At 53.5% G+C, this 14,613-nt stretch carries 13 protein-coding genes and 1 tRNA gene; 8 read left to right on the top strand and 6 right to left on the bottom strand.

Going from position 1 to position 14,613, the window contains the following annotated elements; genetic code table 11:
* Window positions 1–10: 10 nt before the first annotated feature.
* Together J0X19_RS24000 and rfaD are read right to left on the bottom strand one after the other, a co-directional pair.
* Window positions 11–364: a nuclear transport factor 2 family protein gene (locus J0X19_RS24000; protein ID WP_206986960.1), complete on the bottom strand. Its 354-nt coding sequence runs from the start codon at window positions 362–364 to the stop codon at window positions 11–13.
* 83 nt (window positions 365–447) lie between these two features.
* Window positions 448–1,416: an ADP-glyceromanno-heptose 6-epimerase gene (rfaD, locus tag J0X19_RS24005; RefSeq protein ID WP_206986961.1), complete on the bottom strand. Its 969-nt coding sequence runs from the start codon at window positions 1,414–1,416 to the stop codon at window positions 448–450.
* Between the two features lie 220 nt (window positions 1,417–1,636).
* Here rfaD and J0X19_RS24010 point away from each other — a divergent pair, with 220 nt between their 5' ends.
* The 4 genes from J0X19_RS24010 to lpxB all read left to right on the top strand — a co-directional run bounded on the left by J0X19_RS24010 (window position 1,637) and on the right by lpxB (window position 5,348).
* On the top strand, window positions 1,637–2,572 hold the full coding sequence (locus J0X19_RS24010; RefSeq protein ID WP_206986962.1) for an ABC transporter substrate-binding protein: 936 nt from the start codon (window positions 1,637–1,639) through the stop codon (window positions 2,570–2,572).
* Between the two features lie 45 nt (window positions 2,573–2,617).
* Complete coding sequence (locus J0X19_RS24015) at window positions 2,618–3,619, top strand: FecCD family ABC transporter permease (RefSeq protein ID WP_206986963.1); 1,002 nt, start codon at window positions 2,618–2,620, stop codon at window positions 3,617–3,619.
* Between the two features lie 91 nt (window positions 3,620–3,710).
* The gene (locus tag J0X19_RS24020; protein ID WP_206986964.1) at window positions 3,711–4,127 is read left to right on the top strand and encodes a 6-pyruvoyl trahydropterin synthase family protein; all 417 of its coding nucleotides are present in this window, start codon (window positions 3,711–3,713) and stop codon (window positions 4,125–4,127) included.
* Window positions 4,128–4,238: 111 nt separating this feature from the next.
* Window positions 4,239–5,348, top strand: a complete 1,110-nt coding sequence (gene lpxB, locus J0X19_RS24025; RefSeq protein ID WP_206986965.1) for a lipid-A-disaccharide synthase — start codon at window positions 4,239–4,241, stop codon at window positions 5,346–5,348.
* Between the two features lie 73 nt (window positions 5,349–5,421).
* Here the strand turns inward: lpxB and clpX are convergent, their stop codons facing one another.
* The 4 genes from clpX to J0X19_RS24045 form a co-directional block, all read right to left on the bottom strand.
* Entirely contained in the window at window positions 5,422–6,645 is a 1,224-nt protein-coding gene (gene clpX / locus J0X19_RS24030) for an ATP-dependent Clp protease ATP-binding subunit ClpX (protein WP_206986966.1), read from the bottom strand.
* Between the two features lie 187 nt (window positions 6,646–6,832).
* The gene (locus J0X19_RS24035; protein WP_257573426.1) at window positions 6,833–7,543 is read right to left on the bottom strand and encodes a ClpP family protease; all 711 of its coding nucleotides are present in this window, start codon (window positions 7,541–7,543) and stop codon (window positions 6,833–6,835) included.
* 174 nt (window positions 7,544–7,717) lie between these two features.
* Window positions 7,718–9,046 carry a trigger factor gene (tig, locus tag J0X19_RS24040; RefSeq protein WP_206986967.1) on the bottom strand — a complete coding sequence of 443 codons (1,329 nt, stop codon included), beginning with the start codon at window positions 9,044–9,046 and terminating at the stop codon, window positions 7,718–7,720.
* Window positions 9,047–9,169: 123 nt separating this feature from the next.
* A tRNA-Leu gene (locus J0X19_RS24045) sits at window positions 9,170–9,251 on the bottom strand.
* A 274-nt stretch (window positions 9,252–9,525) separates the two neighbouring features.
* Here J0X19_RS24045 and J0X19_RS24050 point away from each other — a divergent pair.
* From J0X19_RS24050 to J0X19_RS24065, 4 genes are all read left to right on the top strand, one after another.
* Window positions 9,526–11,733: a RelA/SpoT family protein gene (locus J0X19_RS24050; protein ID WP_206986968.1), complete on the top strand. Its 2,208-nt coding sequence runs from the start codon at window positions 9,526–9,528 to the stop codon at window positions 11,731–11,733.
* A 156-nt stretch (window positions 11,734–11,889) separates the two neighbouring features.
* Complete coding sequence (locus tag J0X19_RS24055; protein WP_022822735.1) at window positions 11,890–12,363, top strand: Fur family transcriptional regulator; 474 nt, start codon at window positions 11,890–11,892, stop codon at window positions 12,361–12,363.
* Entirely contained in the window at window positions 12,360–12,707 is a 348-nt protein-coding gene (locus tag J0X19_RS24060) for an STAS domain-containing protein (RefSeq protein ID WP_022822736.1), read from the top strand. The genes J0X19_RS24055 and J0X19_RS24060 overlap by 4 nt, the downstream gene beginning before the upstream one ends.
* Window positions 12,707–13,978 (top strand): adenylosuccinate synthase, encoded by a 1,272-nt coding sequence (locus J0X19_RS24065; RefSeq protein ID WP_206986969.1) that lies wholly within the window; start codon window positions 12,707–12,709, stop codon window positions 13,976–13,978. The genes J0X19_RS24060 and J0X19_RS24065 overlap by 1 nt, the downstream gene beginning before the upstream one ends.
* The last annotated feature ends 635 nt before the right edge of the window (window positions 13,979–14,613 follow it).

Consider the following 14,613-nt stretch of genomic DNA (forward strand, 5'->3'; position numbering starts at 1 on the left):
GCATGTTACCTTACGGTACTTGCTCGATGTCCATCTGCTTGAATAAGTTGTCCTGGATGGTATAGATATGCTTCACCTGCCCATCGAACAGCAGCTGCCCTTGCTTGTTCTTCACTACTTGGTGCACAGCCACTTCCAGCTTGCCATCTTCCCGCTCGCTGAAGCCGGTCGGCTCCACGTGTGGGTCTAGCTCCTGCCACTGCCGTAGCCAGTAGGCGCGTACCTCGTTGTGGCCGGTTGCATAATCCCCTTCCCATGCCTTCGACCAGCGCACCCGCGGGTGAAAAGTGGTTAGCACGGTTGGGATGTCGCGGGCGTTAAACGCCGCGTATGCTTTCCGAATCAATGCATGATAGTGTTCCATAAAAGCCGAGTAATTCTGTTTATAGAAGAAGTAGGCCGCAGGCAAGTAACGGAAATGAACCCCGTTTTCTGGGTGCAGCAGAATTACAGGTAAACACCGGGCACCAAGTAATTGCGCACGTAGTCCTGCACGCCAGCTTCCAGTGAGGTGAAGGGCCGGTCGTAGCCGACGCTGCGCAGCTTGCTCATATCGGCCTGGGTGAAGTATTGATACTTGTCGCGGATGTCTTCGGGCGTGTCGCGGAACTGGATGTCGGCAGTGCGGTCCAGGGCGGTAAATGTGTTCAACGCCAAATCCAGGAAAGTGCGGGCCTCGCCGGTGCCCAGGTTGTAGATGCCGGAGTGTTGGCGGTGCTGCATCAGAAAGTAGCACACTTCCACCACGTCCTTCACATACACAAAGTCGCGCATCTGGCCGCCGTCGGTATAGTCGGGGTTGTGGGAGCGGAACAGCACCATCGAGCCCGTTTTCTGAATCTGCTCAAACGCGTGCAGAATCACCGATGCCATGCGGCCCTTGTGGTACTCATTGGGGCCGTACACGTTGAAAAACTTCAATCCAGCCCAGAAAAACGGCTTTTCTTCCTGATTCACCGCCCAGTTGTCGAAGTCGTTCTTGGAGTCGCCGTAGGGGTTGAGCGGGCGGTACAGCGGCAGCAGGGCCTCGTCCTGGTCGGAGTAGCCGAGCGTGCCCGAGCCGTACGTAGCCGCCGAGGAGGCGTACACCAGCGGCAGCTGGTACTTCACGCAGGCCTGCCACATTTGCTTGGAGTAGTTCAGGTTCAGCAAATCCAGCACGGCGCGGTCCTGCTCGGTGGTGTCGGTGCGGGCCCCGAGGTGGAAGATGAATTCCACCTGCTCGTGGTTGGTGTCCAGCCAGTCAAAAAACTCGGTGCGGTCCACGTATTCGCGCAGGTGCTTGCCTTTCAGGTTGGCGAGCTTGCGCTCCTCGGCGAAATTATCCACCACCACAATGTCGTTGAAGTTGGCGGCGTTGAGGCGGGTGACAAGGCAGCTGGCAATAAAGCCGGCCGCTCCGGTTACAACTATCATAGGAGAAGAAGTTAAATCACAGATGCAGGCCCATGCTAAACGGGCTTCACTGAACGAAGGTAACGCCTTCAAACCCGAAAATCTGTTTTAGGCTTAGGCTGTGGTCTGGGTTCGATTGTGGACAGCCGAACAAGCCCGCCTACCTCTCAACACAAACTTTCAGCTGAGCTTCGTCCGCATAATCCCGCAAATTCAAGTTAAATCTGTGACTTTTGCGGCCATGCTCCACCTTTCTTCGCGCCGGCTCCTGAAGCTGCTGCCGCTCCTCTGGCTGCCGCTGGCCTGCCAACCCGATAAGCCGAAAGCCACCGAAGCCACCGAACCGGCTGCGGCAACACAACCCCAGACCCAACAGTTGCGCGACGACCTGGGCCGCCAGCTCACGGTGCCAGCCCGGCCACGCCGCGTACTGGCGCTGGCCCCTTCCATGACCGAAATGCTGTACGCCGTAGCCGATACGGCCACCATCATTGCCCGCACCCAGGTCTGCGACTATCCGGCGGCCGTACTGCGCAAGCATGTCGTGAACAGCTACCCGCTGGATATGGAAAAGTTGGTGGCCCTGCACCCCGACGTAGTATTCACCGTGGAAGGCATTACCTCGCTCGATGACGCGGCGCGGCTGGAGAAATTTGGCGTGCCTGTGTACTACCAGCGCTTCCAGAGCCTCGACGACGTGTTTCGGGGTATGCGCGACTTAGGCCGCATCCTGCACCGGCAGTCCCAGGCACGCCACCTCACCGATTCGTTGCAGGCCGAACTAGCCGCTATTACCAAAGTGACTCCCGCAAACCAGTCGCGCCCGCGCGTGCTGGCCATCACCTGGCAGGACCCCATCTATGTGTATGGCCAAAACACGCTGTTCACGGACAAAATCAAGGTGGCGGGCGGGCAGAACGCCGTAACCGAAAAATTTGCCCAGCCTTACCCAGCCCTCACCCGCGAGTACATTCTCAAGCTGAACCCCGATGTGCTCATCGGCGGCAGCTTCGGTAAGCTGGATAGCACGTTCTTCAAAAACTATCCGGAATTAAAGCGCATCAACGCCTACCAAACGCGCCGCGTGTACGGCATCAGCGGCGACTTAATGGAGCGCCCCGGCCCCCGCGTAGTGGAATCGGTGCGCGAGTTGCAGAAGCTGGTATCCAATAAATAGCCGTAGCGCCAAAGTCACAGAGAATCAATAAGCCTACCCTACTCCATGAACCGACGTGCTCTGCCCTGGATTCTGGCCAGCCTGCTGCTCATGCTGGCGCTGGTGGTGCTAGGCATGCGCGTAGGCAGCTACGACACCGACTACGCGCTGATTGGTGACGCCCTAACGCACTACAATCCGCAGAATCCCACCCATTTGGTGCTGGTAGAGCTGCGGTTGCCGCGTATTGTGCTGGCCCTGCTGGCGGGCGGTGGCTTGGCCTTCAGCGGCTACCTCATGCAGGCCATGGTCAATAACCCCCTAGCCGACCCCTACTTGCTGGGTACCGCTTCGGGGGCCTCATTGGGGGCTATTTTCTGCTTCTCCTTTCTGCCCAGTCTTACCTGGGGCGGTTTCTACCTGCCGCCGCTGTTTGCGCTGGCTGGGGCGCTTGCTACCACGCTGGTAGTAGTGGCCGTGGGCACGCGGCGCGGCCAGATTATTCCGGCGCAGCTGCTATTGGCCGGCGTGGCTGTTGGTTCACTCACTACGGCTGTTGGCGGGGTGTTTACCTTCCTATCGGCCACCCAAGAGAAACTACGGAGCGTTACATTTTGGGCGGCGGGTAGCTTCGAGCGGGCCGGGTGGGAGGTGCTACCGTATCCGGCTGTGGCCTTGGCGGCAGCGCTGGGGCTGTTTGTTTTCCTGCAAAAAGACCTCACCATCCTGATGTTAGGGGAGGAGCGGGCTCAGGGCCTTGGCGTAGATGTGGCGCGTACCCGCTGGCTGCTCCTTGTTACGGCATCGGTGCTAACCGGCTGTGTGGTAGCCTTATGCGGGCCTGTGGGGTTCGTGGGACTGGTAGTGCCGCACCTCACCCGCTGGCTGCTGGGTGTCACGGGCCGGGCCAATCCGCTGTTCTGCGCGCTGCTTGGCGGCAACTTTCTGCTGGCCTGCGACCTGCTGGCCCGCTTGCTGTATCCGCCGGCTGGGTTGCCCGTGGGCTTGGTCACGGCCCTGTTCGGCGTACCGTTCTTCGTATATTTGCTGCGAAACAAAGGATCTTAGGGTCTTGGGGACTTAGGATCTTGGTTGGCGTTTTGTTACGTGCAGCAGGCAATAAATCCAAGACCCTAAGCCCCCAAGCCCCCAAGACTCAATGATATACATCAGCCGGCAGGAACACTTCAACGCGGCGCACAAACTCTACAACCCCAAGTGGAGCGAGGAGCGCAACAAGGAAGTGTTTGGCCCCTGTGCCAACACCAACTGGCACGGTCATAATTTCGACCTCATCGTGACGGTAAAGGGCAAGCCCGACCCAGAAACCGGGTTCGTCATCGACCTCAAGCAACTCAGTACCCTCATCCGTACGCACATCATCGACCAGGTTGACCACAAAAACCTCAACCTTGATGTGCCGTTCATGGCGGGCCAAATGGCCAGCACCGAAAACCTGGCTATGGCCTTCTGGAAAATACTAGAGCCCGAAATTGAGCGTATTTCTCCTGCCCGCCTGCACAGCATCAAACTTTACGAGACTCCCCGCAACTTCGTGGAGTACTTGGGGGAGTAAAGGCAATTAAAAATTGAGAATTAAAAATTAAAACTGCTTCGTCGTCCTTGCAAAGGAGTGAAGGCATCTTGACTCTCAATTTTTAATTTTTAATTCTCAATTTTTAATTGAATGAAATACTACCTGATAGCCGGTGAGCGGTCCGGCGACTTTCACGCCGCCAACCTGATGCGCAATTTGCATCAGCAAGATCCTCAGGCCGAGTTCCGGGGCTGGGGCGGCGACATGATGAAGGCCGAAGGTGGTACGCTGGTGCATCACTACCAGGAAATGGCCATTATGGGCTTCTGGGAAGCTGCCACCAGTATTCTCAAGTTTCGGGGTTACCTGAAAGAGTGTCAGCGCGACCTGCTGGCCTACCAGCCCGACGTGCTGATTCTGGTGGATTATGCGGGTTTCAACCTCCGGGTTGCCAAGTTTGCCAAGGCGCACGGCATCAAGGTGTTCTACTATATTTCGCCTAAAATCTGGGCCTGGAACCAGAGCCGCGTCCATGCCGTCAAGAAGCTGGTAGACAAGATGTTCGTTATCCTGCCCTTCGAGCGGGAGTTCTACCAGCGCTTCGGCTACGATGTGGATTACATCGGCAACCCCACCGCCGACGCCGTAGCCGAGCACCAGAAAACCACCGATTTCCACCAGCGTCACAACCTCGACCCGGCCCGGAAAATCATTGCGGTACTGCCAGGTTCCCGCAAGCAGGAAATCGAGGAAATGCTCTACGAAATGGTGGCTATTCTGCCGCCCTTCCTCGACTACCAGTTCATTGTGGCCGGCGTCGATAACCTCGACCGGAACTACTACGCCCACTTCGAGCGCAACAACGTCCGCATCCTCTTCAACGAAACCTACGATCTGCTAGCCCACGCCACCGCGGCCCTCGTTACCAGCGGCACCGCTACGCTGGAAACCGCGTTATTCGGCGTGCCGCAAGTAGTGTGCTACCGTACCAGCGCCGTTTCCTATGCCATCGGCAAGGCGGTTATCAAGGTGCCCTACATTTCGCTGGTCAACCTCATTGCCGGCCGCGAAGTAGTGAAAGAACTGATTCAGGGCGAGTTCAACTCCCGCAACCTCGTACAGGAATTGAAGAAAGTAACCGCCGACCAGGAGTTCATCACCCAGCAAAAAGCCGGCTACACCGAAATCCGCGAGAAGCTAGGCCGCCAAAACGCCGCCGAAAAAGCCGCGAAGCTGATGGTAGGGTATTTGAAAGGATAAGACACCTTATAAAAGCAGAAGGCCCCGACGAACAATTTCGTCGGGGCCTTCTGCTTTTATTGAATCTTGGTACCTACGCCGCGCGCAACTGCTTCATCGGCGACTGTTCGAACTTGCTGCGAGCGTATTCCAAATCGATAACCAACTCCTTGGTTTCAGTTTCCGAAGGCATATCGAACATAGCGTCAGTCATGATGCCTTCGCAGATAGAGCGCAGGCCCCGGGCTCCGAGGCGGTATTCGTCGGCCTTCACCACAATGTACTCCAGCGCGCCTTCCGTGAAGGAAAGCTGCACGCCTTCCATTTCGAACAGGCGCTGATACTGCTTTACAATAGAGTTTTTCGGCTCGGTGAGAATCTTGCGCAGCGTGGCGTGGTCGAGCGGGTTGAGGTGCGTGAGCACCGGCAGGCGGCCAATCAACTCCGGAATCAAGCCGAAAGCTTTCAAGTCCTGAGCCGTTACGTAGCGCAGGAAGTTCTGCGTGTCAATCTTCTCTTCCAGCTGCGTTTTGGCAAAGCCAATCGGCTTGGTGTTCAGGCGGCTCTTAATGATGCGCTCAATGCCCACGAAGGCGCCACCGCAGATGAAGAGGATATTTTCGGTGTTTACTGTAATCATCTTCTGCTCGGGGTGCTTACGGCCGCCGTGTGGCGGTACATTCACCGTGGTGCCTTCCAGCAGCTTCAGCATAGCCTGCTGCACCCCTTCGCCGCTCACGTCGCGGGTGATGCTGGGGTTGTCACTCTTGCGGGCAATCTTGTCGATTTCGTCGATGTACACGATGCCTCGCTCGGCTGCTTCCACATTGTAGTCGGCAGCTTGCAGCAAACGGGTCAGGATGCTTTCCACGTCCTCGCCTACGTAGCCGGCCTCGGTCAGTACGGTGGCATCGGCAATGCAGAACGGCACTTGCAGGATGTTGGCCAGCATACGGGTCAGGAACGTCTTGCCGGTGCCAGTTTCGCCCACCATAATGATGTTGGACTTCTCAATCACCACGTCGTCCTTTTGCGGCTTCTGCATCAGGCGCTTGTAGTGGTTGTATACCGCCACCGACATCACCTTCTTGGCTTCGTCCTGGCCCACTACGTACTGGTCGAGATAATCCTTCATTTCCCGGGGCTTCACCAAGTTGAACTTGGGAGTCTTCGAGTTCGACCGAATCTTATTCTCCTCGTTGAGAATCTGCTGGGCCTGTCCGACGCACCGCTCACAAATGTGCGCGTTGATGCCGGAAATCATAACCGAGACGTCTTTTTTGCTCTTACCGCAGAAGGAGCACGTTATATCTGCCATTGCTAAGGAAACTCTCAAGTAGAGGAGATAGGTAAGTAATTTTCATCACCTACCTCAAAGGTACGAAAAGGCCAACGCCGCGCATGAGGAAAAAAGTGCCGCTACGGCGGGGCTTCTATATAAAAAGGAAAAGCCCGCTCGAGCGGGCTTTTCCTTTTTATGTCCTCCAATGAAGGAGAAATCTGACTTAAGCGGCTGGCTTTTTTTCCAGCACTTCGTCAATCAGACCGTACTCTTTGGCCTCATCAGCGCGCATCCAGTAGTCACGGTCGGAGTTGTCGTGAATTTCCTGATAAGTTTTGCCGGTGTGCTGCGCCAGAATGTCGTATAGTTCCTTCTTGAGCTTAAGGATCTCGCGAGCCGTGATTTCAATGTCCGACGACTGGCCTTGTGCGCCACCCGAAGGCTGGTGAATCATCACGCGGGCGTGGGGCAGAGCCGAACGCTTATCCTTGGCACCACCTGCTAGCAATACCGCACCCATCGAAGCCGCGAGGCCCGTGCAGATAGTAGCCACGTCGGGGTTTACATATTGCATGGTGTCATAGATACCGAGACCGGCATACACCGAACCACCCGGCGAGTTAATGTACAGCAGAATGTCTTTCTTGGCGTCTACCGACTCTAGGAACAGGAACTGTGCGGTGATGATGTTGGCAATGTAATCATCAACGGCCGTGCCCAGGAACACAATCCGGTCCATGATCAGGCGCGAAAACACGTCAATCTCAGCGAAACGCGTTGGGCGCTCTTCAATTACGGAACGAGTCATGCCCGTTGGCAACACCAGCCCGGCTTTAGCTTGGCCTTCAATATGATGCAGATACTGGTCCACACCCAGGCCGCTGAGGCCCTGGCCCTTCACAGCGAATTTGCGAAACTCTTGTTTGTTCAGCATGGGAGAAATTAGGAGATAGAAGTTAGGAGTCAGGAGCTAGGAGAAAAGTTGGAGCATAAGATGCCAGGCGAAATATTCTAACCCCTAGCTCCTGACTCCTAACTTTTCAAAAACAAAAAAGCCCATACGGCAAGTAAGGGCTTTTTTGTTGGTTAGAAAACCGGAGCGTTGACCTTAGCCAGCGTTCTGATTGCGGAAGTCCTCAGCCGTAATCGGGTTGTCGTTAACAACAACTTTGCCGCGGAGGTTTTCCACTACTTTCTCTGCCAGAATGGCCTCATACTCCTGCACGTAGTTTTTGCCGTTGTCCTGACGCAGGAAGTTGTCAGCAAAGCCACGTACCGATTCTTCCAGTTCCGGCGTCATTTCCATGTTGAACTGACCCAGAATCTTCTGCATCGTGCGGTCCACAATCTCCTCGTTGTCAACCTTTAGGCCTTGCTCCTCAACTACTTTGTTGCGGATCATCGACCACTTCAGCTCCTTGGCATAGTCGTCGTAGTGTTCTTCAATCTGCTCGGCGGTCAGTTTGCCTTCGTTGGCGCGCAACAACCATTTCTTGAAGAATTCAGCTGGAATTTGCACCGTCGTGTTTTCCACCATCTTGTCGATGATGGTACGGTTGATCAAATTGTCAGCTTCCCGGTCGTAGTTCTGCTGCACCGTTTCGCGCACTTTCTCGTCGAACTCTTCTTTCGAAGTCACGATGTCTTTGCCGAACACCTTGTCGAACAACTCCTGATTCATTTCAGCAGCTACCGTGCGGTTGATTTTCTCAACGTTCAGCACGTATTCGCCTTCTACAGCGGCTGCGTCGTCTTTGCTCAAGCCTGTAACGCTGGCAATAGCTGAGGCGTCGCCGTCAAAAGCTTCTTTCAGATCGAAGGTGATGCTGTCTTCAGGCTTTACGCCTACAAACTTTTCAGCACCATTCTTTACTTTTTTGATGGGCAGCAACACCGGACGGCCTTCACCTTCCTCGTCGGCCTTCTTCAGCTTGCCGTACAGCGAGTCGCTTTCTTCCGAAACCTCGGGGTTGGTGCTTTCGCCAAACTGACGCTCAATCTGCTCATAAGTTTCCTGCAACGTATTCTCATCAAGGTCTACCTTGTGGCGGTCAACCGTAATGCTCTGGTCGGCAGGAAGTTCGAAGTCAGGCAGCAGGCCCAGCTCGAAAGGAAACGAGAATTCTTTCTCGGTGTCAAAATTCACGTCGGTTGGAACCGGCAGGGGCTCACCTAGAATCTTGAGGTTGTTTTCCTTGATGTACCCGTCAACCGCTTTACCTAGCAGAGAGTTGATTTCATCGGCCAAAATGCCTTTGCCGTACATTTTGCGTACCAACGTAGCCGGCACTTTACCTGGGCGAAACCCTTTGATTTGCGCCTTCTTGCTATAGTCCTTCAGCTTGGCATCTACAGCGGGAGCGTAGTCGGCCTCCTTGAGGTTCACTGTCAGGATGGCACTCAGTTGGTCGTCTTTCTTATCGAGGGTGATGTCCAAAACGGGTCGTCGGTTAGAGGTAAAGTACGGGTAAGCGGCGTTGAAAAACGGGGAAAAAGAAACCCCCAACGGTTGGGTTGAGGGCTCAGGGGCTTGTTTTCGGTGATGATTATTAAATAAATGTGCGGATGGAGGGACTCGAACCCACACGCCTTGCGGCACCAGATCCTAAGTCTGGCACGTCTACCAATTTCGCCACATCCGCCTCAAGACTCGTTTGTCTCGGGGCCGCAAAGCTACGTAAGGTCTTTGAAAAACCAAACGTCAATTCTGTCATTCTCCGTAAAACTTATTCACCGCACGAAATATGTCGACGGCTACTCCCGCAACTACTGTGCGGGAGTAGGAGAGAAGAGCTTGACTGCTTAGCTGTTAGGCAGACTTCAACCTTTTGGCAGCTACCAGTTGTTCATAAGCCACCCCCTGCTTCGTACTTTAGCATTTATTGACTTTTGGCGCTTCGGCGCTGCCTACGCATCATGGCCACCTTAATTGACCCCGAAGTAGAACGTCAGGAAATCCTGCGCCACTACCGCCGCCTGCTCCGCACTGCCAAACCTTACCTGAAGGAGGGTGATGCCAAGTTGATTAAAAAGGCGTTCAATACCTCATTAGAGGCCCACAAAGAAATGCGCCGCAAATCGGGCGAGCCGTACATTCTGCACCCGCTGGCCGTAGCCCAAATTGTGGTCGAGGAAATTGGCCTTGGTACTACCAGCATTGTGGCCGCTCTGTTGCACGATGTGGTGGAGGATACGCCTTGGGAAATTGCCGACGTGGAGCGGGAGTTCGGTACCAAAGTGGCCCGCATTGTTGATGGCCTGACCAAGATTTCCGGCGTGTTCGAGTACGGTACTTCCGAACAGGCCGAAAACTTCCGCAAGATGCTGCTCACCCTCTCGGAAGATGTGCGCGTCATCCTCATCAAGCTCGCCGACCGGCTGCACAACATGCGGACCCTTGACTCGATGCCGCGGCATAAGCAACTCAAAATATCGTCGGAAACCATTTACCTCTATGCTCCGCTGGCGCATCGGCTTGGCCTATACGCCATCAAAACCGAGCTAGAGGATCTGCACCTGAAGTACACCGATACCGAGGTGTACAACGAGTTGGTGAATCGGGTGCGCCAAAGCCGGAGCACCCGTAACCGCTTCATCAAGGAGTTTGTGCTGCCCATCGACGACGAGTTGAAAGCCCAGGGCTTTGGCTTCGAAATTAAAGGCCGACCCAAAAGCATCTATTCCATCCTCAAGAAGATGCGCAAGCAGAACATCACCTTCGATGAGGTATATGATCTGTTTGCCATTCGTATCATTCTGGATGTGCCGCAGGAGCAGGAAAAGGCCGCCTGCTGGCAAGTGTATTCCATCGTGACAGACTTCTACCAACCGAACCCCGACCGGCTGCGCGACTGGGTAAGTACGCCCAAAGCCAACGGCTACGAGAGTTTGCACACCACGGTCATGTCGCGCTCCGGGCAATGGGTGGAAGTGCAGATCCGCTCCCGCCGCATGGATGAAATTGCCGAGAAAGGCTACGCGGCCCACTGGAAATACAAGGACACCGGTGCCATCCAGCCCGAATCCACGCTGGAAGCCTGGATAAATAAGGTGCGCGAGATGCTCGAAACCAACAATTCCAGCGCCCTGGAATTCATGGACGAGTTCCGCCAGAATCTGTTTGTAAAGGAGGTGTATGCCTTTACGCCCAAAGGCAAGCTGCTGATTTTGCCCGATAAGGCTACCGCGCTGGATTTCGCTTTCGAAATCCACACGCACATTGGCTTGCAGTGCCTCGGTGCGAAAGTCAACCAAAAGCTCCAGCCTCTCAGCTATCAGCTCCACAACGGCGACCAGGTTGAGATTCTAACCTCGCAAAAGCAGAAACCCACCGAGGAATGGCTACAGTACGTCATTACTTCGAAAGCGCGCTCCAAAATAAAGGAGTGGCTGCGCGACGACAGACGTAGCAAAGCCGATGATGGCCGCTTTATTGTGGAGAAACGACTGGAATTGCTCGGGGTAGAATATTCACAGGACAACTTCAACCGGTTGCTGGCGCATTTCAATACCTACAATGCGCAGGAGTTTTTCTACCGCGTAGCCATCGGTCAAATTGACGGTCGCGAAATCAAAACCGACCTCTTTGATCCGGCAATTGAGGCGCCGCGGCTACCATCTAAGCTAGAGCCTAAAGCCTTCGACCACGAAGTACAGAAGATTCGGGGCCTCAGCGCCAACATGCTCGTTATTGGCGAACAAACTGATAAGTTCGATTATACCATTGCGCCGTGTTGTAACCCGATTCCTGGTGATGATGTGTTTGGTTTCGAAACCGAGGATGGCATCGTTATTCACCGGACTTCTTGCCCGAAAGCAGTAAAAATGATGTCGAACTATGGCAACCGCATTGTTCGCGCCAAATGGACCGACCAACTCGAACTGGCTTTTCTAGCCGGCCTGCGCATTAAAGGTTCAGATAGGGTAGGGCTTGTAAACGATGTTACTCGCATCATCAGCAACAGCCTCAAAGTAAACATGCGCTCGATTACCATCGACTCCGATGATGGCATGTTTGAAGGACAAATCATGGTCTTCGTCAACGACACTGCCCATCTAAATAAGCTTATTCAGCGCCTAGCTAAAGTGAACGGAGTGTTGTTGGTTGAACGATTCGACTCATAAACCAGCTTTTAGGTTCTAAAGAGTCTTAGTAAAAACGTGTAGTTTAAAAAGGTACATAAGTTCGGGGAAAGCGCAAGCTTGTGGAGTTCCAACTCTCCGGCTCTGTAACTGGTAGTTCGTACCTTTGCTTACTCCTTATATATAGGGTCGCATAAAATGCTTGATAAAGAAAAATACGAGGAGGTCAAGAAAATCTTCACTGCCTACCTCGAAAATAAAGGCTTGCGCAAAACGTCGGAGCGTTATGCCATTCTGGAGGAAATCTACTCCCGCACTGGGCACTTTGATGTGGAAGAGCTATTTGCTGGCATGAAGGAGCAAGGCCTACAAGTGAGCCGAGCTACAGTATATAATACGCTCGATTTGCTGGTAGAACACGGCCTTGTAAGCAAGCACCAGTTCGGCCGAAATTTGGCGCAATACGAGAAATCGTATGGCTACCGCCAGCATGATCATGTTATCTGTACGGAGTGTCATAAGGTTGTTGAGTTTTGTGATCCACGCATCCACGGCATCCAAACCATGGTCGGGGAGTTACTCAACTTCCATATCTTGCACCACTCTTTGAATCTTTATGGCGTTTGCGGCGACTGCCGCGCTAAAGCTGCCACTCGTTCTCTAGCCGAATGAAAACAGAAACCGCCGTTCAGGACGGCATCCTCTTCGTGCGCCTCTCCGGCGACCTTATCGGTAGTCCCGATACCCAGCAACTTCTCCAATCGGTCGATCAACATTTAGGTGAGGAGCTGCGCCATTGTGCTGTTGATCTTTCGGAAGTGCGCTATATCAATAGCACGGGTATCGGCGTGTTGGTGTCGTTGCTCACCAAATTTCGCAGCCGAGGTGGCGAGTTAGTGCTCATCAATCCTGCCGATCATCCTCGGAAAATGCTTGCCCTCACTAAACTGAACGCCATTTTTTCTATAGCCGACGACGCTACCGCCGCCGCTCAACAATTGAAAACCGTAAACTAATGCCAGTTGATGTTTTAGTAGGCCTACAGTGGGGCGACGAAGGAAAAGGTAAAATCGTCGACGTACTCGCTCCCACTTACGATGTAGTAGCCCGCTTTCAAGGGGGGCCCAACGCCGGCCACACCCTCACCTTCGACGGCATTAAGCACGTCCTCCACCAAGTGCCATCCGGCATTTTTCACCCGCATATCCTCAACGTAGTAGGCAATGGTGTCGTCCTCGACCCCTTTGTATTCCGTCAGGAGCTGCAAAAGCTTACCGACCGGGGCATTGATTGGGCTGCCAACCTCTACATTTCCAAGAAAGCGCAGCTTATCCTACCCTCACATCGCGCCCTCGACCGGATCAATGAAGAAGCGCGTGGTGGTAGCAAAATCGGTTCTACACTAAAAGGTATTGGTCCAACGTATCAGGATAAGATTGGCCGAACAGGTCTACGCGTTGGTGACATCCTGCTTCCTGATTTCGACCAACGTTATCAAGAAGCCGTAGCGCGCCATGCAACCTTGGCTGCTTTCCACAATCAGAAACTGGAAATAGAAGAGTTGGAAGCAGATTTCTTCTCAGCTATTGAGTTTCTCCGCACCCTCCAGCTAACCGATACTGAGTATCTGTTGAATGATTTGCTGAAGCAGGGTAAGAAGATTCTGGCGGAAGGCGCGCAAGGCTCACTCTTAGATATCGACTTTGGCACTTATCCCTATGTTACTTCATCCAGCACGATAGTAGCTGGTGCTTGCACTGGTCTCGGCATTGCCCCAAAGCACATCGACAAAGTATACGGCATTAGCAAAGCGTACTGCACTCGTGTAGGCAGCGGACCATTCCCAACAGAACTGCACGATGAAGTAGGCGAGCAAATCCGCCAGGCTGGCCGCGAGTTTGGCTCTACTACTGGTCGTCCTCGCCGTTGCGGCTGGATTGATCTGCCTGCCTTGCGCTATAGCATCATGCTTAACGGCGTCACGGAGATTCACTTGATGAAGGCCGACGTCTTAGATGAGTTCGATGAAATTCATGTTTGCACGCACTATGAGTATCCCAATGGCCAGCAAACCGACCATCTACCTGACTACGGCGACTTGCAGACTATGAAACCTGTATATAAGAGTATGCCCGGCTGGAAAACGGAGTTACAGCAGCTAACTGACCCACAAGCTTTACCCGGAGAATTGAAAGCATACGTTCAGTTCCTAGAACAGTACTTGGAAGTACCTATTAGCATAGTGAGTGTAGGCCCTGATAGAGTTAGTACGTTACACCTCAGTTAAAATAATACATGAATAGAAAAAGGGCGCCGGGAGCGCCCTTTTTCTATTCATGTATTATCAAGGTGAAATCAGCTACGCCACCAGTTAAGCGGTGATGGATTAAAAGATGTAAGCTTTTCCTTGAAACAAGGGTTGCATATTCCAAACCAATACTGCACCTTTGCACTCCCAAATCGAACGGACAAGGGTTAAAGAATCTTAAGAAAATTTTTCATCCTTTCTTTTGGTTGCTGTGACTATAGTATGATATCTTTGCAGCCCGCTTCGATGGGAGGCGACCAGCAGAAGAGAGCGAGATAAGGGATAGAAAATAAATTTCAACTTTTTCTTGCGCATCAAACTTCGCTGCGTACCTTTGCCACCCCGAACGAAACGACGGACGGGACAACAGCCACCCCGGTAGCTGCTTAACGCTACCACTGGGTTCTTCCAACGGGAAGAACAGACGTTCTTTGAATGAATGGAAATGACAAATTGGTAAGCTCGCTTGGGTCTTCGGATGCTAAGCGAGGGGCACGTGTACACGTAGGAACAGAGTTCTTACACAGACGAGTCGGATCAGCACTCGACATCGTCTCATCTTCGGATGAGATTAGGATTTTTATACAATGGAGAGTTTGATCCTGGCTCAGGAT

This window comes from Hymenobacter telluris (assembly GCF_017313265.1).
GTDB classification, from domain to species: Bacteria; Bacteroidota; Bacteroidia; order Cytophagales; family Hymenobacteraceae; genus Hymenobacter; species Hymenobacter telluris.